Annotated in this window: 13 protein-coding genes; 3 read left to right on the plus strand and 10 right to left on the minus strand. The window is 69.6% G+C overall.

Translation table 11 applies throughout. From position 1 onward, the window contains the following. Positions 1-5: 5 nt before the first annotated feature. The gene (locus tag TA3x_RS08675) at positions 6-1,169 is read right to left on the minus strand and encodes a PIN domain-containing protein (RefSeq protein ID WP_435020269.1); all 1,164 of its coding nucleotides are present in this window, start codon (positions 1,167-1,169) and stop codon (positions 6-8) included. A 508-nt stretch (positions 1,170-1,677) separates the two neighbouring features. Between TA3x_RS08675 and TA3x_RS08680 the strand changes: the two genes are divergently transcribed. After that, the gene (locus TA3x_RS08680; protein WP_435020271.1) at positions 1,678-2,607 is read left to right on the plus strand and encodes a hypothetical protein; all 930 of its coding nucleotides are present in this window, start codon (positions 1,678-1,680) and stop codon (positions 2,605-2,607) included. 417 nt (positions 2,608-3,024) lie between these two features. Here TA3x_RS08680 and TA3x_RS08685 read toward each other — a convergent pair whose 3' ends face one another. Then, positions 3,025-3,999, minus strand: coding sequence for an aldo/keto reductase (locus tag TA3x_RS08685; RefSeq protein WP_435020273.1), 975 nt, complete (start codon positions 3,997-3,999; stop codon positions 3,025-3,027). Between the two features lie 269 nt (positions 4,000-4,268). On the opposite strand from TA3x_RS08685, the gene TA3x_RS08690 reads away from it, so the two are divergent. Then, the gene (locus TA3x_RS08690; protein ID WP_435020275.1) at positions 4,269-5,306 is read left to right on the plus strand and encodes a DUF1559 domain-containing protein; all 1,038 of its coding nucleotides are present in this window, start codon (positions 4,269-4,271) and stop codon (positions 5,304-5,306) included. On the opposite strand, the gene TA3x_RS08695 is transcribed toward TA3x_RS08690, so the two are convergent. The 8 genes from TA3x_RS08695 to TA3x_RS08730 form a co-directional block, all read right to left on the minus strand. Continuing rightward, positions 5,287-6,372, minus strand: coding sequence for an endonuclease/exonuclease/phosphatase family protein (locus TA3x_RS08695; protein WP_435020276.1), 1,086 nt, complete (start codon positions 6,370-6,372; stop codon positions 5,287-5,289). The two genes, TA3x_RS08690 and TA3x_RS08695, sit on opposite strands and share 20 nt — an antisense overlap. A gap of 1 nt (position 6,373) precedes the next feature. Beyond that, positions 6,374-6,811, minus strand: coding sequence for a hypothetical protein (locus tag TA3x_RS08700; protein ID WP_435020277.1), 438 nt, complete (start codon positions 6,809-6,811; stop codon positions 6,374-6,376). 142 nt (positions 6,812-6,953) lie between these two features. Further along, positions 6,954-7,448 (minus strand): hypothetical protein, encoded by a 495-nt coding sequence (locus tag TA3x_RS08705; protein WP_435020278.1) that lies wholly within the window; start codon positions 7,446-7,448, stop codon positions 6,954-6,956. 105 nt (positions 7,449-7,553) lie between these two features. Further along, positions 7,554-9,020 carry a DUF1501 domain-containing protein gene (locus TA3x_RS08710; RefSeq protein ID WP_435020280.1) on the minus strand — a complete coding sequence of 489 codons (1,467 nt, stop codon included), beginning with the start codon at positions 9,018-9,020 and terminating at the stop codon, positions 7,554-7,556. 17 nt (positions 9,021-9,037) lie between these two features. Continuing rightward, positions 9,038-11,881, minus strand: coding sequence for a PSD1 and planctomycete cytochrome C domain-containing protein (locus TA3x_RS08715; protein WP_435020282.1), 2,844 nt, complete (start codon positions 11,879-11,881; stop codon positions 9,038-9,040). 191 nt (positions 11,882-12,072) lie between these two features. Then, positions 12,073-16,017 carry a hypothetical protein gene (locus TA3x_RS08720; protein ID WP_435020284.1) on the minus strand — a complete coding sequence of 1,315 codons (3,945 nt, stop codon included), beginning with the start codon at positions 16,015-16,017 and terminating at the stop codon, positions 12,073-12,075. 341 nt (positions 16,018-16,358) lie between these two features. Beyond that, entirely contained in the window at positions 16,359-16,775 is a 417-nt protein-coding gene (locus TA3x_RS08725) for a DUF4279 domain-containing protein (RefSeq protein ID WP_435020286.1), read from the minus strand. A 17-nt stretch (positions 16,776-16,792) separates the two neighbouring features. Then, positions 16,793-18,019: a metallophosphoesterase gene (locus TA3x_RS08730; RefSeq protein WP_435020288.1), complete on the minus strand. Its 1,227-nt coding sequence runs from the start codon at positions 18,017-18,019 to the stop codon at positions 16,793-16,795. Positions 18,020-18,427: 408 nt separating this feature from the next. Here TA3x_RS08730 and tssK point away from each other — a divergent pair, with 408 nt between their 5' ends. Beyond that, positions 18,428-19,819, plus strand: coding sequence for a type VI secretion system baseplate subunit TssK (tssK, locus tag TA3x_RS08735; RefSeq protein ID WP_435020290.1), 1,392 nt, complete (start codon positions 18,428-18,430; stop codon positions 19,817-19,819). The last annotated feature ends 34 nt before the right edge of the window (positions 19,820-19,853 follow it).

Genomic DNA, 19,853 nt, shown 5'->3' on the forward strand with positions numbered 1-19,853 from the left:
TCGATTCAGAACGGGATGTCATCGTCGTCGGTGGCCCGCCCCGCGAACGTGGATGGCTTGAGTCTTGCTTGAGACGGTTGCGGAGCCATGAGGGATGCCGAATGATCCCGACACCACTTCTTCCCGTCGTTGGTTATCGTATAATCGAGATAATGGTTGTCGTAGGCATCGTGGACCGCCTCAACGTTGAGTAAACCTTTTTCAATCAAGGCATCCAGGACAAGCGCCAAATGGGTTTCATCGTATTCGATGCCCTCCAGTTTCATTTCAAGTTGACGGAATGTGCAGCCATCGCCAGATGAGTAGTGGTTGGCAAAGATCAGTCCCAACACTTGCATTTGCAAAGTGGTAAGTTGGATTTCCTGGGTTTTGACATCGGTTTTGACTATCTTCCGAAGCCGCTCATAGTCGATCGAGTCCAACTCTCGCTCGAAAGCCTCTTGTACATCCTCTTCTGAGGGTTCGGTTACCTCATCGCCGGCTAAAATGAATTTCATCATAGATCGAAGATCCAAGAAGATTTCAGTTAGCGGAAATCCATCCTTCAGCAAGGGGTGGAGGGTGTATTTCCCCGCTCCGACCTGAATTCCGAAGTCCTTCAAATTCTCGCTACAGAAAAGCAACTGACATTCTTCGAGGTTCTTATCAGCGAAGAAACCTTCAAATGTCTCGATTATCGCGCAATCAGCCCAGGGATTGTTGTTGCGATCTTCCGCATTCGGGTAGTTTCCAGATAACAGGCGCTTATGGGCATAGAACCATAGCTTCTGGGAGTACGGCAGTTTAATGGTCGAAGCAAAGTTCAACAATTTCCGTTGTTCCTCCCTGTTGGCATTCATCATCGCGGTCTTTTTCTTGTGGAGGGATTCCACCTCCGCACGCAATGACTCCCCAATGTCCTCGATTTCCGTGGATTTGAAATTCTGCATGAACCAATCTGTGATCTTGGACTTGGCGTCTTTCAAGTGTTTGTCAATGGTGAGTCTGCTTACCTGCCATTGTTTCTCGCATTCCAGGGTGACCACTTCGGGGACCAAAATGGTTACCTCTCCGGCGTCCACCTTGGACTGAAGTCCCCTCCAATGGTCGATCTCACACCCTGGTTTCCCCTGGGTCCAGCCCCGAATGAAAATGTTGGAATCGATCGCGACATAAACGGTCTTGTCCATGGGTCGAATTCTCTCGTTTGCCGACCTCTGACCCCTCCCCCGGGTAGGGTACCATCCGTTCACAAAACGGTCAAAGGCTCACTGAATCGGCGAATCCTGGCTTCAGGACAAAAAGTCACGAATTTTGATGGTTAGTTGCTTACTTACTTACATGGCAATTCCCATGAGTAGATCAAAGGGGACATAGCGAATATCGAGTAGATCAAAGGGGACATAGCGAATATCGCCGGGTGGACTTGGTTAGCCTGTCAACCACGGCGCCAGCGATCATGCGACTTGGGATCGGCCAACGACTCGGCCGATCCCGATCATGCACGCAGGGGCCGGGGCCCATGACCCCGCTCGCCGGCACGGTGGTTGGCAAGCCGACCACGGCCACCCGGCCGAGGGGTGACTTGATCCGCAAAATCCGCCCCTCGAGGCAGATAGTGTGCTAAGCGACCCGCGCCGCAACGATAGTGTTCGGTGGATTTCTCCCCCGGGCACCGTTGCTTCGCGAGCTTGCACCATGAAGACCCTGGCCACCGCCTCCGCCTCTTCCCGCTATCCCGACGCCAACGTGCTGGTCGATGGCTTCGCGACGCCGGTCGCCCGCGTACCGGAGAACCAGCAGAACGTCAAGGATCGGGAGAAGGTGTACTTCGACGCCCTGTGCCCGCAGAATTTCTTCCACGCCTGGATCGTCGAGGATGTCGCCCTGATGACCCTCCGGCTGGAGCGGTGCGCCCGGATCGAGCGCCGGGAGCGGGACCGGATCGCGCTCCGGGCCGAACGCTTCTGGGATGACGACCGCCGCCGCGAGGTCGAGGAGGTCAGAGCCCGGCTCTCCGACGACCCGGCCCGCACCGTCGCCCGGCTCCGATCCAGCCCCCACGGCTGCGACTGGATGATCGAGCGTTGGCAGCTCCTTGCCAACGAGATCGAGCGGGACCGGGCCTGGACCGAGGCCCACCTCGCCCTGGCGCACGACCTCCTGGGCACCCTCCCCGACTTCCGGATCGACGCCCCCGGCTTCCCACTCGGCCCGGCCGACCTGGCCCGTCGCGAGATCGCCGCGCTCCGCGAACACCGGCTTTCCGTGGCCGAGGCCGACGCCCTCGATCGCTCGCTCGCCATGGCCGACCTCGGCGAAGCGACCACGCCCGAACTCCGCCGGCTTCGCCGCCATGAATCGGCACTCCACAAACGACTGCGGTGGAATCTCCACCAGCTCCAGGTCGTCCCCAAGCATCACCGCCCGCACCCCGAGCTCGCCCTGCTGCACGCCTCCGAGCCCGACCCGGCCCCGATCGTCACCGAGCCCGAACCCGAGCCCGAGCCCGAATCGCCTCGCGTCGATCGCGAACCAGGGCCGGCCCGCCGCGCCGAACCTCGGTTGCTCAAGGACCGGGCCCGCCGCCAGGCGAAACGGCGCCGCGTCGACCGCATGGACAACTGAGGCCGCGCCCGTCGCGACGCTCGCCCCGGCTGCCCGTCCCTGATGAGGGGGCCGGGCCGGCTCCCTCGCGTCCGCCCCTCGCCATTGGCCCGCTTCTTGGCAATCCGGTCCCCATGAGGTCGCGTTTCCGGGCGTGTTCCCGCCTCGAACAGCCTCCCGTTTCGACGATCGACGAGCGACCGCGACGCAACCCGACGGCTGCCCACCCCCGGATCACAGAACGAAGCCAACGCGGGGGTCGGCCGGCATCCGCGGGAATCCAAAACGAACCCAATCCCGGCCGCCCGGGACGGCCACGGCGGAAAATCCAGAACGAACCCATCGTCGGCCGCCCAGAGGCGGAGGGCCCTGGGCTTGAGCCGGGCGTCGTTGATCCGGTCGAGGATGGTTTGATGACCCCCGGCCAATCCGGGCGAATCAGGCGTCGGCGTGGTCGCGGAAGAACTCGGCCAGGGCGACCTTCTTTTCGGCGGCGATCGAGTCGGAGAGCTTCCCCCGCTCCTCGGCGGACATCGGGGTGAAGGCCCGGGCGATGGCCGCATTCCGCTCGATGAACTCGGGCTTCGGCATCCCCAGGCTGGCGAGGCTCACGGGCAGGGACAGGGCGTAGGCGATGAGGCGGTCGACCGGCGCGGCCCCGAGGAGTTGCTCCTGGCCGAAGACCTTCATGGCGATCACGCCCATCCCCTTGCGGGCGGCGACGGGCAGGGCCAGTTCCTCGAAGCCGCCTTGTTTCATGGGCGTGGCCTTCATTCCGCCCGGGGCGTCTGCCATCCGGGCTCGGGCGGCGTTCAGGGCCATCTGGGTGCAGTCGAAGTCGTGCCGCTCCAGTGCGTCGCGGAGCGCCTCGGGGCTGGCATGGCTGGTGATGCCGATGGCCCGGACGATCTTCTCGTCCCGGGCCCGGTAGAGGGCCTTGAGGACTCCGTCGGGCGCCTCGATTTTGGCCAGGTCGTCGGGCCCGGACAGGGCGTGGATGTGGACCACGTCGAGGCGGTCGGTCTTCAGCCGCTTGAGGCTCAGTTCGAGCTGCCTGCGGGCCGCTTCGGCCGTCCGGGCCGAGAGCTTGGTGGCCAGCGTGACCTCCCCGCGTCGCGTCGCCATGACCTTGCCGACCCGTTCTTCGCTCTTGCCGTCACCGTAGGAGTGGGCGGTGTCGATGTAGGTGATCCCCAGGTCGATGGCGCGGTTCAACGCCTCCAGCGCCCGGTCCTCGTCCTTGTACATCAGGAACCGGCTCCCCGAGCCGAACCCGAGGATCGGCACGGTCAGGCCGGTCTTGCCCAGCGGGCGGGTCGGCAGCCCGGCGGCGGCCGGCGCGGCCCCCAGCGACGGGAGGGCCAACGCCCCGGCGGCGGTCGATCCCAGGAACCGGCGGCGCGAGAGTTCCATGGCGGAGGCTCCTCTTCGGAAGCGGCGGATGGCGATGGAGATTCGGCGCATCGTATCCGGGACGGACGCCGGCGGCGACCCCCTCCGGGCCGAGCACGAGGCGGAACCCCGGTGGTCCTGGGCGTGGCCCGCGTGTATTATAAGAGTGCAGTTCCCCCCCACCCGGACGTGCCCCCCCACGACCGATCTCGGCACTTCGCACTCCCCCCCGCGCGAACGAGCCCTTCGCGGATCATCCATCCCCACCCCCAAGTCCCGAGAGTCCTCTTATGCTCCGCCGCGCCTCCCGCCGTGCGTTCACCCTCATTGAACTGCTGGTCGTGATCGCCATCATCGCCGTCCTGATCGCCTTGCTCCTGCCCGCCGTGCAGGCGGCTCGCGAGGCCGCCCGCCGCGCCCAGTGCACCAACAATCTCAAGCAGATCGGCCTGGCCGTGATGAACTACGAGAGCACCCACGGGTCGTTCCCGCCGGGCGCCAAGTACATCGCCCATGCCACGTGGTATCACTTCACGCTCCCCTACATGGAGGGGTCGGCCCTCTCCAACGCCTACAACTTCATGGGGTCGAACTGCTCGACGCCGGCGCTGACCTACTCGGGCGTCGAGAACACCACGGTCAGCTACGCGCGGGTCAACTCGTTCAGCTGCCCGAGCGACCAGAACGTCGCGCCGCTGGGCGGGGTGACGTCGGGCAACTACGTCTGCAACTTCGGCAGCACCGGGACCGGCCTGTTCCAGAGCCAGGCCACGATCAACGGCGTGGTCGTCCCGTTCCGGGGCGCCCCGTTCAGCTGGCTGAACGCCTCCCCGCCCACGTGCCCCGCGACCCCGACCGTCCGGGGGGCCTCCACCAGCACGATCTCCTCGATCACCGACGGCACCAGCAACACGCTGCTGGCCTCCGAGACGATCCAGGGGCAGACGTTCGGGTCGCTCACCGACCTCCGCGGGTTCATCCAGTACGGCTCGTCGTGCGGGTTCTCGGCGATCCTGCCCCCGAACTCGCCGCTGCCCGACGACATCAACCAGGCCAGCTACTGCGCCAACCAGCGGCCCAACCCGCCGTGCCAGTTCCGCGACGCCTCCCCGTCGCTGACCAACATCAAGTTCATCGACCCCACGGGCGCCAGCACGACCACCCGGACCGGCGACCAGTATGCCGCCCGCAGCCGCCACCCCGGCGGCGTGAACGCGGTGAACTGCGACGGCAGCGTCAAGTTCTACAAGAACACGGTCAACCCGCTGACCTGGCAGGCCCTCGCCTCCAGCCAGGGCGGCGAGATCATCAGCTCCGACTCGCTCTGACCCACATCTCGAGCCCTCGAAAGTGAGCACACTCATGAAGAATGCCCTGGCCCTCCTGGCCCTCGCCTTCGCCACGTGGACCTTCGTCGGCTGCTCCGGCGACGACAAGCCGGCACCGCCCGCCCCCGACGCCCCCAAGGCCCCGGGCGTCCCCCCCGGCGGCCCCTGAGCCGGCATCGACAGGCATCGCCATCCATAGCGGAGGCCCCGCTCGCCCCATCGAGCCGGGGCCTCCGCCGTTTCGCGCCCGACCTTCCGGGGCCATCTCCAGGGTGGCCACCAGCCCATAATGGTCGGAGGGGTAGAGGCCGGGGTCGCCCGGGGCGGGCCGGTCCAGGAACAGGTCGCACGAGACGACGCGGAGGTCCCGGCCGGCGAAGATGTAGTCCAGCACGCCCCGCCACGACTCTCCCGGGCGGTTGGTGAACCGGCGCATCAGCCATCCCGTCACCGCCGAGCGGAGGGCATCCCCGCCGACCAGCGGAGTCGGGCAGGTGGCCTCGGGCTCCCGGCCGTGGGCCGCCTCGTGGGCCGAGGCCATCACCTCGCGCAGCCGGGCGATCGGCCGCGAGTCCGGCAGGGCGTTGAAGTCGCCGCAGACCACGGCGGGCGTCCCCGGCTCGATCGCCTCCAGCCAATCGAGGACGAGCCCGACCTGCCGGGCCCGTGCATTGTGAGCGGCCGGGGACCAGTAGTAGTGGCCGTTGACGAGGGCGACGGCCCGCCCCCCGACCCGCACCCGGACGAGTTGGGCCGTCCGCCCCTGCCCGCGCAGGTCGAGGACCTCGTGGCGCTCAACCGGCAACCGGCTCAACACGGCGATCCCTTCGCGGGCCCGCCCCCGATGCCATCCCGCCTTGGGGCAGGGGAGCACCGCATAGCCCCCGAGTTCGCCCGCCAGCCAGTCTGCGGTGCTCGCGCCCGGCGGCCCCGTCACCTCCTGCAACGCGACCAGGTCGGGCGCGGCCTCGGCCAACCCCTCCGCCAGCAAGCCCCGCCGCTCCCGCCACCGCGACGGGTCGTTCAGGATGTTGATCGTGGCGACGCGGAAGGACGCGGGGTTCATGTCAGGACGGCTGCCCGACGTCGCTCGACTCAACGCCGATTTCGAGCGATCTGCAGACCCCTCGCAAGGCCACCTCGCCGAGGAGATTTTCATGATGGCAGCGGATCAGGAAGCGATAGAAGGCGTCGCGGAGTTGCCGTCCCGCATCGCCGAGTTCCTGGCTGGGGACACGCCTCGGCGGTGTTGCGGTTGTCCGCGTACAGCAAGGATCATCAATGTCGAACTCGATCGTCCCATGATCGGCCACGAACTTCATCTGGGCCGCCTTCATCCGCTCGAACCTGCGGCTATAGCCGTCGATGACTTCGAGGCAATGCCGCACCTCGGCCGCCCAGAAGTCGAGGTTCGCCAGGTGCCCTACGAGTTGATGGCGATTTAATGTGGCAAACTTCGTGAGTTGGTTGATAAGGGTCCTGGATATGTCCGAGGAATAAGCCATTCCAACGCCTCCGGAATCCTGGCCTGTGAGCGGTCCCTCGCTATTCTCGCCCACGGCCGGTTGTCTCGGCCACCAAGAGGCGTACGTACTCGGCGAGATCCAGCGGATCGCCCATCAAAACTGGCCCCGCTTCAGTGTCACATCAAACGGCAAGCCTCGCGAAAATCATCAGACCGCAGCTTGTCGCGATGACGAAGGAACGCCCCGTCTCCGAGAAGCCGCAAGCTCGCCATTCGCAGGCTCCGTCATCGCCAATGCAGATCTCTTGATCGGAGTCCGGGGCCACCAAGTAAACGCTTTGAGTCGGCCACTCGCGGGCTTGAACACGCATCCTCCATCCGTCACAAGTCGTGAGGGGGAGGCCACCGCCGAAGAGCCCGACGACCCGCACAACATGGCCGTCCAGTGGACCGATGCCGATGGCCGTGAGTCGGATCGGGTCGAAAAAGTCATGGGCCTCGTCGTCATCGCGGGCGACTTTTACTCCGGTGAGGCAATCGAAGACGCCTCGTCCCTGCGAGGAGAGCACCAGCAAAAGATCGGATCCGGCCGCATATCCGACCTGGAAGAGGCCGCCGACGGCATGACCCTGAATCGGTTGCCAAGGTGCTGGGACATCGCGGATCACCTCGGTCATCCGGTTTCCTTTCCGCCCACGGCACCGGATGAATCAGTGCGCATGACCATAGGTGAGATCCGCGATATCCCGCAGCGACCGATGATCCTCACAACAGACAGCGGCTCAGGCCAAGAGTTCCTTGACCACCCGGCCGTGGACGTCGGTGAGGCGGAAGTCGCGGCCGGCGTAGCGGTAGGTGAAGGTCTCGTGGTCGAAGCCGAGGAGGTGGAGCATCGTGGCGTGGAGGTCGTGGACGTGGATCTTGTCCTGCACGGCCTGGAAGCCGAAGTCGTCGGTGGCGCCGTGGACGTGGCCGCCCTTGACGCCGCCGCCGGCCATCCACATCGTGAAACCGTAGTGGTTGTGGTCGCGGCCGTTCATCTTGCCGGCGTTGGCGCCGGGGGTGGGCAGCTCGACCGTGGGCGTGCGGCCGAACTCGCCGCCCCAGATCACCAGGGTGTCTTCGAGCATCCCGGTCCGCTTGAGGTCGGTCAGCAGGGCGGCGATCGGCTTGTCGCACTGGTCGGCGAGCCGGCGGTGCTCCTTGGCGATCTCGTCGTGGCTGTCCCAGGGCTGGCCCTCGCCGTGGTAGACCTGGACGTAGCGGACCCCGCGCTCCAGGAGGCGGCGGGCGATCAGGAGCTGTCGGGCCTGGACGCCGGGGCCGTAGAGGTCGCGGACCTCCTTGGTCTCCTGGTTGACGTCGAAGGCGTCGCCGGCCTCGGTCTGCATCCGGTAGGCCAGCTCGAACGACTGGATCCGCGAGTCGAGCTGGGCCTCGGCCTGGCGTTTCTCCAGGTGGTCGCGGTTGAGCTGCATCAGGAGGTCGAGCTGGGCCCTTTGGGCCGTCGGCGTGACCCGGCGGTTCTTGATGTGCTGGATCAGCTTCTCGATGTCGGTGTGACGGGTGTCGATGTGGTTGCCCTGGTAGATCCCGGGCAGGAACGACGACTGCCAGTTCTGCGCCCCGGTGGTCGGCCGCCCGTTGGGGCAGAGGACGACGTAGCCGGGCAGGTTCTGGTTCTCGCTGCCCAGCCCGTACAGCACCCACGAGCCGACGCTGGGGCGGGACTGGCGGGCCTCGCCGCAGTTCATCAGCATGAACGACGGCTCATGGTTGGGCACGTCGGCCGTCATCGACCGGATCACGCACAGGTCGTCGGCGTGCTGGGCCACGTTCTGGAACAGCTCGCTGATCTCGATGCCGCTCTGCCCATACTTCTGGAACTTGAACGGCGAGCCCATCGCGGCGCCGGTCTTGCGCTCGGTGGGCAGGGTGAGCGGGATCGGCTTGCCGTCGTACTTGGTCAGTTCGGGCTTGGGGTCGAAGGTGTCGACCTGCGACGGCCCGCCGTTCATGAACAGGTGGATCACCCGCTTCGCCTTGGGGGCGAACTGGGGCGCCTTGGGGGCCATCGACGAGGTGAGCTTCGGGGCGGCGGCCCCCTCGGCGGCGCGGGCGGGCCGGGTCAGCCCGGCCTCGGACATCAGGGTGCCCAGGGCCAGCGAGCCCAGCCCCATGCCGGCGCGGTTGAGGATCTCGCGCCGGGTCAGTGCGGCATCCCCGAATCGGGGCGAATGGTGGGACATCGGCGGGGCCTCCGGGATCAGTCGACGAACAGGAATTCGTTGGCCAGCAGCAACACCTGGGCATACTCTTCCCAGGGCGTGGTGCCCTGGGACTTGTCCCCCTCCGGCCGGGGCGCCGCGACGAACGCCCGGCCCAGCTCGACCTCGCGGGGCTCGGGGGGGCGGCCGAACAGGTCGGCGTAGAGGCGGTGGATCCGGGCCTCGGCCTCGGGCAGGGCCTCGATGTCGGGGCGGTGGGCCAGGGCCTTGGCCTGGTCGAGCAGGAACGGGCTGTTCATGAGGAACAGGGCCTGCTGTGGGACGGTCGTCTGGGGCCGGACCGGGGCGTGGGCGTCCGGGTTGGCCACGTCGAAGGTCGGCAGCGTCGGGTCCAGGTCGAGGCGGTCGGTGTAGCCGTAGACGCTCCGCCGGGTGGCGTAGGCCTGGCCGGTGAACAGCCGGACGGAGCGGCCCCCCATCGCGGGGTCGAGCTGGCCCGAGGCCGCCAGGATGCTGTCGCGCATCGCCTCGAAGTCGAGCCGGCGCCGCTCCTGGCGCCAGACCAGGCGGTTGCTCGGGTCGATCGCCTCGGCCTCGGGCCGGCGGTCGCTCGCCTGCTGGTAGGCGGCCGAGGCCATGATCATCCGGTGCATCGCCTTGATCGACCAGCCGCCCTGGATGAACCGGCTGGCCAGGAAGTCGAGCAGGTCGGGGTTGGTCGGCGGCTCGCCCCGGAGGCCGTAGTCGCTGGGGGTGAGGACCAGCCCGGAGCCGAAGTGGTGCATCCAGATCCGGTTGACCATGACCCGGGCGGTCAGGGGATTCTTGGGGCTGGCGATGGCGCGGGCCAGGCCGAGCCGGCCGCTGCCGTCGTCGAACGGCTTGGCCTCGCCCCCCTCGGACAGGACCCGGAGGAACCGCCGGGGGATCGTCTTGCCGGGCCGCCCGGGGTTGCCCCGGATGTAGACGTGGGGCTCGACCGGCTTGGGGGCGTCGACCATCACCATGGCGCGGGCCGGGGAGCCGGGATGGGTCACGTCCAGCTCGCCGACCTTCTTGGCCAGATTGTCGTTGGCCTCGCGCTCGGCGCGGTTCAGGACCCGGCGAGCCTGGTCGGCGGGCACGGACAGGCCGCCGTCGGCCCGGGCCAGCAGGGCGCGGACCGGTTCGAGCGACGGGTCGGGCAGGACCTCGGGCGGGCCGACGAATTCGGGGGGGACGGGGCCGGATCGGGCGGCCCGCTCGAACAGGGCCCCGTAGCGGAGGGCCACGTCGCGGAGCGAGGCCGGGGCCGGCTCGTCGGCCACCAGCCGGAGGACGTTCGGGTCGAGGGGCAGGGCCGGGTCGGGCTTCGAGAAACGCTCCTTGACCTCGGCGGCCTTCGCGGCGAACTCGGCCGGGGGCAGGGCGGCGAAGGCCCGCCAGGGGGCCAGGATCGGGTCGTGGCCGTCGCCGGATTTCGCCAGGATCTTGCCGAGCCGGGGCGCCACCCAGCGGAGCCGCTCGGGCGACACGTCCTGGGCCCGCGCGGCCTCGTCGAGCTTGGGGCCCCGGGGCTGGAAGTCGAGGTCGAACGCCGCGGCGACGAACTTGGCCAGGTGGCGGCGGATCTCGGCGTCGATGCGGGCGCGGAGCCGGTTCAGGTCGTCCTCGGCCGCCTTCTCGCGGGCGGCCCGCTCCTTGTCATAATCGGCCCGGGCCGGGTTGGGATCGGCCGGGCTGATCAGCGGCGGTTCCTCGGGCTCGACCGAGCTGGCGAAGACGCCGTGGAGCGAGTAATAGTCCTCGGTCGGGATCGGGTCGAATTTGTGGTCGTGGCACCGGGCGCAGGCCACGCCCAGCCCGAGGAAGCCCCGGGTCACCACGTCGATCCGGTCGTCGATGACGTCTTCATTGTTGTTCAGGTACCGGCGGCCGACGGTCAGGAACCCCAGCCCGGCCAGGGCCCGGTTGTCCTCGCCGAGGCCGAGCTTGTCGGCGGCGATCTGCTCCAGGATGAAGCGGTCGTAGGGCCGGTCCTCGTTGAACGCCCGGATCACATAGTCGCGATAGGTATAGGAATAGGGATAGCGTCCCTCGGCGGTGAAGACGTATCCCTTGGTGTCCGCATACCGGGCCACGTCGAGCCAGTGCCGGCCCCAGCGCTCGCCATAGCGGGGCGACGCCAGAAGGCGGTCGACCACCTTGTTGAAGGCGTCGGGCGACGAGTCGGCCAGGAAGGCGTCGACCTCGGCCGCCGTCGGCGGCAGGCCGTGGAGGTCGAACGTGGCGCGGCGGATCAGGGTCCTTTTGCTCGCGGCCGGCGAGGGGGCGATCCCCTTGGCCTCCAGCGCGGCGACCAGGAAGGCGTCGATCGGCGAGGCGACCGTCGCCGCCGCCGACTTCACCGCGGGCGGGGCCGGATCGCGGATCGGCTGATACGACCAGTGCGTTTTGGAGGCGTCTTCCTTGGCCTCGGCCGAGAGCACGACCCCTTCCGGCCAGGGGGCCCCCATCCGGACCCATTGGCCCAGGGCCTCGACGGCCGGGGCGTCGAGCTTCGCCCCCTTGGGGGGCATCTTGATGTCCCCCTCGTGCCTCGCGGCCAGGACGAGCATGCTCTTGTCGGGCTCGCCGGGGACGATCGCGGGGCCGCCGTCGCCGCCTTCCAGCATCGCGGCGCGGGAGTCGACCCGAAGCCCCCCCGACTGCTTCGCCTCGCCGTGGCACTTCGCGCAGTGCTCGACCAGCACCGGCCGCACCTTGGACTCGAAGAAGGCCGCCGCCTCGGACGACGGCTTCCCATCGGGGGCCGGGCCGGCGCCGGGCGCGAGCCGGGCCGATGCCAGGCAGGCGAGCAGGGCAAGGCCGACGGAGGATCCCCTTCGCTGGGCACTTCGCATGGTCGGGTTCTCGGGACGATCGGCAGGGTGGGGGCCCAGGCGGGCCGGAGGCGGGAGGACGCCCGACCTCGCACGCATTCGAAGCGTGGCCGGGCGCCTTCATTATGGATGAATCGCCGGAAAGTTCAACAGTCTCTCGATCCGGCCCCCCCGGCCCACGGAGCATCGGTCCGATCGCCGGGGGATGGGCCTCAGCGCGGGACGGCCGTCCCGGCGGGCGGGGCACCCTGGCCGGGCAGGGCGGGGCGGAACGCGGGCGCGACCGGCGGCTGGCCCGTGGCCGGGTCGACCGGCAGGACATCCCCGGTCGCCAGGAAGCCGGTGATCGCGGCGTGGACGTTCTCGACGTCCACCGAGTAGGTAATCTGGGGGATCCCCGGCGGGATGTCGGTGACGAAGTAGTTGAGCTGGTATCCGGGCAGGATCCACTGATTCTCCCACTCGGGCATCCAGACCGCGTTGAGCACCCGGACCGAGACCCGCGACGGCGCGGTCACGGGGTCGGAGCCCAGGTGGCGGACGACCAGGTCGAACCGGCGCTCGATCGGGTCGAACGACGGGGTGACGGCCATGTATTCGCGGGGCGTGATCTGGGCGAAGACGATCGGCCGGCGCGCGATCGGCTTATCCGGGGCGTCGCGGGCCTCGACGGTCACGGTCATGGTCCGGGTTTGGCCCTGGGGGATGTCGTCGGCCACCACCTCGTCCTCGATCGTGTCGTCGGCCTTGCCGGGCTGAAGCGTCAGGGACTTGCTCTTGCCCGACGGGTTGGCCGGGGTCTTCATCCCGTAGCGGACCACGACCGGGGTCGGCCGGTCGAACCGGTGGCGGATCACCAGGCGATAGCGGAGCGTGGTGCCGGGGTGCAGGAAGCCCTGCCCCTCGTGGCGGCGGAACTGGTCGGCGATCTTGATCTTGCCGCCCCGGTACTCGACCGACCGGAGGGTCTGCTCGATCGAGATGGCCACCCGTTCGGCGGCCGGCTCGATCCGCACGAGGGTCGCGAGGTCGGCGTCGAACGACCGGCCGCGATAGAAGACGCCCGGGCGGATCTGGGCCTCGATGGCCTCGAAGGCGGCCTGGGTCCTCCGCAGTTCGCAGGCGATCGGCTCGGCCACGTCGCGGCCCATCACCGGCGCCAGCGCACCCTGTCCCGGGGGCAGGGCCTGGCCCGAGACCCGGACGTCGAGCGGGGCGGCGGCGTCCCGGGGGAGGAACACCGCGGCATCCCCCGCCGGCACCGGGCCGTCGGCCGACAGCCGGAGCTTGATCGGCCGGGCCTCCCAATCCGACAGGAGGATCGGCCCGGCCCCTCCGCCGTCGGCGCGGACCAGCAGCCGGGCCGAGGTCATGGCGTCGGCCCGGGCGGCCAGGGCCCCCAGCGCCGGGGGGTTGGCGAACCGCCGGGCGTCGTCGAACAGGACGCGGGCGTGGCGGGGGGCGAAGTCCTCCAGCAGCCGGCGGCCCCGCCAGGCCAGCCCCTCGGCGCGGAGGAGGCGGAGCGCCGGCAGGGTCGGGTCGTCGCCGCCGGCCGTCTCGGACCACGGCAGGACCCGGGCCATGGCCGGGCCCCCCCCGGAGGCCGCGCGGGCCTCCCGGAGCTTGGCCGACAGGTCGGCGAAGGCGGCGAACCGGGCGGCGTGCGGGGCCGAGGCCGCGGCCACCGCCCGGGCGCGGGACTCGGCCTCGCGGATCGCGGCGAGCGGGCTGCCGTCCAGCCCGCCCAGTTCCAGGAGGATCAGGTCGAGCCGGGCCAGGTTCCGCGCCAGGGCCCAGAAGCTCGGGTCGTCGGGCGACCCCTCGGCCGGGGCCGACGTTTCGGTGGAATGCGGGCCCGGGCCGGGCAGGGTGGACGCCACCCGGGGAGACCGGGCCTGGTCGAGCAGGCGGAGCCGGACGGCGGCCGGGATCGCGGGGACCGCCAGGGCATCGTCGAACTCGCGCCAGGGGTGGGCCCCGTCGGACTCGGCCAGGTCGCGGAACCGCCGTTCGGCGCGGGCGACCCAGGCCTCATACCCCTCCTTCAAGGAGCGATAATCGGCCTCGGCGTCGCGGGGGCGGGGGTCGTCGGGGTCGGCGGCCGGGGCCTTCTCGTCGCGGAGCGGCGACGGGGCGGCGCGGAGGGTCTCGGCCAGGTCGGCGGCGCGGTCCATCAGGGTGACGAAGGCCGGGTCGAGGTCCTTGTCGTCGCGGGCCGCCGCCCGGGCCGCCCACTCGCCGAATCCGGGGGCCTCGGCGGCGATCCGCTCGATCAGGTCGTGGGCCTCGGCCGCCCACTCGGCCAGGCGGAGGGCGCGGCGGGCGTCGTCGTTGGCCTCGTCCAGCTTCCGGTGGGCCTCGGCGAACGGCGGGCCGCCCGCGCCCCGGCCGGCGTCGGGGTCGACGGCGAACAGGCGGTCCTGCGCCTGGCGGCGGGCCTGGTCGGACCGCTCCACCAGGGGGGCGATCCAGCCCAGGACGCGATCATCGGCGGCCACCGCCGATTCGACGATCATCCTCGCGTCGATCGCGGCGCGGAGCAGCTCGCCCCGCGCCCCCTCGAACGCCGTTGCCACGCCGACCCGCCGGGCGAACGCGCCGGCCCAGGTGGCGACCTGGGCCTCGACGAACGCGGGGCGGCCCGAATCCTCGGGGCTGGCCAGGGCGGCCACCGCCCCTTTCCCCGAGGGCCGCGCCTTGCTCTCGACCCCGGCGCGTCCCGCCCCGACCGCCTTCTCGGCCCGGCCCGAATCGGCGGCGGCCGGGGTCCCCTTGCTCGCGTCCGCGTCGGCCTTGGCCGCGTCCGGGGGCTTGTCCGGGTCGGCCGGGGCCTCGGGCTCGGCGGCGGCGGTCAGCGCCGCCAAGGCGTCCTCGATCGCGGCGCGGGACGCGTCCAGGTCGCGGCGTCCGGCCTCGTCGGGTCGGAGGGCCAGGCCCCGCGCGGCATCGGCCAGGGACCGGGCCGGGCTCGGGGCGAGCATCCGCGCCGCGTCGGCCAGCTTCGCCTCCAGCGTCGGCAGGGAGTCGAGCAGCTTCTTCGCCCCCGGATCGTCGCCGGCGCGGAACAGGCGTTCGGCGCGGAGCAGGGTCTCCTGGTACTCGCGCCACTCGACCGGGGCCAGGCGATAGGGGCGGGTCGCCCTCAGGGCGTCATGCCGCGCCCATTGCTCGCCGAGCGAGGCGCGGAGGGCCGCCGCCGGGTCCTTCTTCGGGTCCCCACCCTCCGCGACGGCGGGCGCGGCGACCGTGCGGGGCAGGGGGATAGCCCGGAGGGCGAAGTCGACGTCGGGCCCGGCCAGCAATTCGGGCGTCTGGATCGCCCCCCGGTTCTCCTTGACCCAACGCGCGACCTCGTCGCGGACGTACGCGGCCAGCGACCGCGCGGAGAGGCGCCGGCCGGTCCGCGCCGCGGCCTCGCCCGACAGCCCCAGCGCGACGAAGTGGCCGAACGCCGACCGGCCGTCCGCCTCCGACCCCCAGCTCATCTGGCCCGGGGCGCACGAGCAGAGGATGGCCGTGTTGGGCGGCGGGTTCTTCGCCATCGCCGCGCGGAGCCGGTCCACGAACGGATTGGCATACACCCCGAGGTTGCGGTCCGACCCCACCTGGCCGGCGTCCAGGATCAGCAATTTGGACTTGGCCGCCACGTCCGGCTCGCCGAACGCGGCCAGCAGGGCGTCGGCCGTGCAGATGGCGTCGGCGGCCGCGCCCCCCTCGGTCGACGGCAGCGCCCCGGGCCGGGGCGGCAGCAGGAACGCCCGCTTCGCATCGGCCACGCCCGCCGCCGACAGCGAAACCACCACCGGCCCGCGCGACCGGGCCAGCACCCCCCGGAGCGACGGCAGGAGGTTGTCGTAGGCGATCGCCCCAGACGCATCCCCGCCGATCGGCCGCCCGACCCGCTTGAAATCCCCGGCTTGCCCGACCACCACCGGCGCCGACCGCGACCCCAGGGCGACCCACCCCGCGTCGATCCGCGCCCCCTTCTTGGCCAGCACTACCCACATCGGCAGCCAGATCAGCAGCACCACCGCGACGATCAGCGCGGTCGCCACCAGGATGGCCCGCGACTGGTCCGGTTTCGACATCCCGCCCAACCCGAGCCGGGCGAGCGCGACGGATTCTTTCCGGGCGGGAGGGGCGATCGGGCTGGCCATGGGAACCTCGGGGGGCTGGCGTTTTCCGGCCTCGCATCGCGAAGCGTCCCCGATTCTAACGCGACGGGATTCGATCCGGGACATCCAATCCGGATGACTTGCCCACCAGAATGCATTCGCCACCCGTTGCTGCCCACCCAGCCCGATGGCTCCTGGCTCGGGAGTAGTCGTAGGCTGGGTCGAGACCCAGCACCCGTCGGGTCTCGCTTAGTGACAAGCTGACTTCGATTGCGGGACAGTCGGGTTTTCTTCTCCACGAGCGTGACTCGGATGGGTAGCTGGGTCTTGACCCAGCCTACGACTACTACCTCTGCTTGCCTGGACATCATTCGGAGGCGAGTTCACGTGCACTCGCGGGAGTCCGACCAAAGATAATAGAAGTCGAAATCGACGCTCAGCCCATAGCTTCCGAGCCTCGCCACGATGCCGGCGTCGAACTGCAAGCCCGGGTAGCCCTCATGGAAGTAGCCGACGAGTTGCATGCAACCGCCAAATTCCCGGGATAAGGAGGCGAAACCCTCGGGATTCCGATCGAGTTGATCCAGCACGTCCTCGATGTGCGCCTCCAACGGCTCGGAGTGGGGGTGGCGTGAGCGAAGGGACCATTTGCTGCACTTGCGTTCGTACCTCGTCCTGGGATGCATGTCGCCCGCGCGCCAGGAATCGCTCGGGACGGTGCCGAGACGGGATGTGATCGCTTCCGGATCGAAGGAACCCGTCACGGCGAAGTAAGCGAATTGTTCATTCGGCCGGCTCATGGGCGGACCTCCTCCATCTATGCCAGGGGCTTGAGCGAGGCGGTGAGAGTCTCGCGGCCGTCCTTGAGGGCGACGACCCGGAAGTTGAGGGCGCGGTCATCGGCCTCGACGCGGATCAGGCGGGCGTTGGTGTCCAGCTTCGGGCCGCCGCCGATGAGTTGCTGGTAGGGGAATTCGGCGGTCGCCGGCATGTGGTGGGACGAGTGGGTGTGGCCCGAGACGATGATCTGGGCCCCCCAGCGGACGAGGGCGTCGTGCCAGGCCTGGCGGCCACGCAGGCTGAAGTGGTCGAAGCCGGTGAGGGCGTAGTTGGGCGTCGATTCGTCCTTCCAGCGCAGGGGGATGTGGCAGAAGGCCACCCGGTAGGGGGCGTCCTTGAGGTGGGGCTTCTCGATCTCCTCGGCGAGCCAGCGGGCCTGCTCGCGGATCAGGTTGGCGAAGTCGACCATGCCCAGGAAGCTCGGGTGGTCGTCGGGCTTGTCCTCGCCCGTGTCCAGCACCACCGCGCCCACCGGGCCGGAGCGGAACGAGTAGTAGGGGCGGCCGTGGGGATAGTCGACGTACCCCGGCAGGCGGTTGGCGGCCAGACCCCGGACGTCGTGGTTGCCCCGGTTGAACAGGATCGCCGGTCCCTGCGCCAGGTCGAGCCCGCCCCGGGGCTGGAGGTAGAGGCCGGGGATCATCGACTCGGTGTTGATGTTGTTGCTGACGTCCCCGTTCCAGAACAGGAAGTCCCACGGCTCGGCCCGGGTCATCTCGCCGAGCTTCGCCAGGGTCTCGGGGTGGTCGTGGGTGTCATTCCAGATGGCGAACCGGGTGGACTTCGCGCCCGGATCCAAAAGCCCGAGCCGATACGTCTTGCCGACCCGGACCCCGAACCCCTCGGGCGGACGCGGCGTCCCGGGGATCGGCCGCGTGTGGGTGCGATACCAGTACTTGCCGCCCGGCCTGAGGTCGCGGAGGCGGACCCGGATCGCATGATCGCCGTGGGGGATCGACCCGAACCCGTCGCCGCGCTCGATCCGGCCTTTCCCCTCGGCCTCGACCCCGACCTCGCCGTACTCGACCCAACCCAGGGACGGCACCGCCACCGGCCAGATCACCGTCGCCCCCGTCTCCGTCGGCGCGTAGACGGCCGGGGCCTCGCCCACCGGGGCCGGGTCCGCCGCGGCCAGCAGCGACGGGGCCATCGCGGGCCCAAGTCCGACGAGTCCGGCATTCTGGAGGAGTCGGCGGCGATTCATGGCTGGATCTCGGGAGGTTCGGTCGTCGGGTCTCGATCGCGACCGGGCCACTCTACCCGCGACGCGGGACGGATCAATCCCGCAGGGCCTCCGCCTTTTCCGGGTGGCTGTGGTTGGCTTGCCAACCACGGCGCCGACGAGCCCGCCCTGGCCATCATCCGCCGGCGTCGATGATCCTGGCCCGATGCCGCGATGGTTATCGCCCTGGAATCTTGGCGCCGGCGCCGTGGTTGGCAAGCCAACCACAGCCACCCAGACGGGTTGTGGAACGGTCGATGACCCTCCCGGCGCGTGACGCATCAAACTTGCGGGGCGGTTGGCCCACCCTTGGGGACGGCCGACGGTTCGGGTATGCTGATCGCACCGACGCGGCGGGCGTCGGCGAATCACGGGGAGGACAGCCGAATCATGGCGAGCCGGTCCGTCCACTGGTCCGAGGGGATGTTCCTCCGTCCCCACCACTTCCAGGCCGCCGACCGCCACGCGCGCGAGTCGCTCCGCGAGTCCGAGGACTGGTTCCGCCCGTTCAACTGGGGGCTGCGCCGGGTCGAGTTCGACCGGGACGCCATCGGCAACGAGTCGGCCCGGCTCCTGGCGTGCGAGGCCCGGTTCAAGGACGGGACTAAGGTCGCGATCCCCGCCGAGGCGTCGGTCGACCCGGTCGAGCTGAAGGCGGCGCTGGCGGCCTCGGCCGCGGTGACGATCTACCTGGCCGTCCCGAGCTACCAGCCCAGCCGCGCCAACGTCCAGGAGGCCCCGACCGCCGACGGCCCCCGGTTCTGGGTCGACGAGCAGGAATGCCGCGACGAGAACACCGGCGCCGGCGAGGAGCCGATCCAGGTCCGCCGCCTCCGCGCCCGGCTGCTCCTCTCCACCCAGGACACCACCGGCTACGAGGTGTTGCCCCTGGCCCGGGTCGAACGCTCGGCGCAGGCCGGGGCGCCGCCGCGGCTGGTGGCGTCGTATGTCCCCCCCTTGATCTGCCTGGATGCGTGGCCCCCGCTCTGGCGCGAGGTCCAGTCGCTCCACTCGCGGATCGACGCCCACATCAAGCGGATGGCCGCGCAGCTCGTCGACCGCAAGATCTCGTTCGACAGCCAGGTCCCCGGCGACGCCGAGCGCCTGCTCAAGCTGGCGGTGCTCAACGGGGCGTCGGGCTTCATGGCGGCCACCGTCTTCGTGCCGGGGCTGGCCCCGCTGGGGATCTACCAGGAGCTGTGCCGCCTGGTCGGCCAGCTCGCCCTGTTCTCCGACAACCGGCGCCCGCCCGACCTGCCGTCCTACGACCACGAGGACATCGGCGGCTGCTTCGCCCTGGCGATCCGCGAGATCCAGGACCGCCTGGGCGACGTGTCACGCCAGGCGTTCGAGAAGCGTTACTTCCTCCGCGTCGGCGAACGCCTCCAGGTCGCCCTGGAGCCGGAATGGCTGATCGAGACGAAGCGGCTCTACCTGGGCGTGGAGACCGACCTGTCCGACCAGGAATGCCAGGACCTGCTGGGGGCGATGGAGCTGAAGCTGGGCAGCGGCGCCCAGGCCGAGCAGATCTTCCTCCGGAGGCTCCGCGGGCTCCGGCTCCTGCCCGTCACCCGCCCGCCGCGCGAGCTGCCGGCCGGGCAGGGGGTCGTCTACTTCCAGGTGGAGCGCGACCCGATCTTCTGGAAGGACGTCGGCGACACCTACACCCTGGGCATCCGCATGAACCTGAACCGGGCCGCCTTCCAGGGGGACCAGATGCTCGCCGTTACCTCCCCGGCCGGCAAGGCGACCAACCTCCAGTTCGCCCTCTACATCATCTAAATCGAGCTTCTTTCCCCCGGCCGGCCCCCCACCT

The sequence above is a fragment of the Tundrisphaera macrotermitis genome (assembly GCF_051175315.1).
Lineage (GTDB): Bacteria > Planctomycetota > Planctomycetia > Isosphaerales > Isosphaeraceae > Tundrisphaera.

Excerpts from the sequence above, each read along its gene's own strand:
- TA3x_RS08675 (WP_435020269.1), bottom strand. The coding sequence starts at position 1,169 with ATGGACAAGACCGTTTATGTCGCGATCGATTCCAACATTTTCATTCGG.
- TA3x_RS08680 (WP_435020271.1), top strand. The coding sequence starts at position 1,678 with ATGAAGACCCTGGCCACCGCCTCCGCCTCTTCCCGCTATCCCGACGCC.
- TA3x_RS08685 (WP_435020273.1), bottom strand. The coding sequence starts at position 3,999 with ATGGAACTCTCGCGCCGCCGGTTCCTGGGATCGACCGCCGCCGGGGCG.
- TA3x_RS08690 (WP_435020275.1), top strand. The coding sequence starts at position 4,269 with ATGCTCCGCCGCGCCTCCCGCCGTGCGTTCACCCTCATTGAACTGCTG.
- TA3x_RS08695 (WP_435020276.1), bottom strand. The coding sequence starts at position 6,372 with ATGAACCCCGCGTCCTTCCGCGTCGCCACGATCAACATCCTGAACGAC.
- TA3x_RS08700 (WP_435020277.1), bottom strand. The coding sequence starts at position 6,811 with ATGGCTTATTCCTCGGACATATCCAGGACCCTTATCAACCAACTCACG.
- TA3x_RS08705 (WP_435020278.1), bottom strand. The coding sequence starts at position 7,448 with ATGACCGAGGTGATCCGCGATGTCCCAGCACCTTGGCAACCGATTCAG.
- TA3x_RS08710 (WP_435020280.1), bottom strand. The coding sequence starts at position 9,020 with ATGTCCCACCATTCGCCCCGATTCGGGGATGCCGCACTGACCCGGCGC.
- TA3x_RS08715 (WP_435020282.1), bottom strand. The coding sequence starts at position 11,881 with ATGCGAAGTGCCCAGCGAAGGGGATCCTCCGTCGGCCTTGCCCTGCTC.
- TA3x_RS08720 (WP_435020284.1), bottom strand. The coding sequence starts at position 16,017 with ATGGCCAGCCCGATCGCCCCTCCCGCCCGGAAAGAATCCGTCGCGCTC.
- TA3x_RS08725 (WP_435020286.1), bottom strand. The coding sequence starts at position 16,775 with ATGAGCCGGCCGAATGAACAATTCGCTTACTTCGCCGTGACGGGTTCC.
- TA3x_RS08730 (WP_435020288.1), bottom strand. The coding sequence starts at position 18,019 with ATGAATCGCCGCCGACTCCTCCAGAATGCCGGACTCGTCGGACTTGGG.
- tssK (WP_435020290.1), top strand. The coding sequence starts at position 18,428 with ATGGCGAGCCGGTCCGTCCACTGGTCCGAGGGGATGTTCCTCCGTCCC.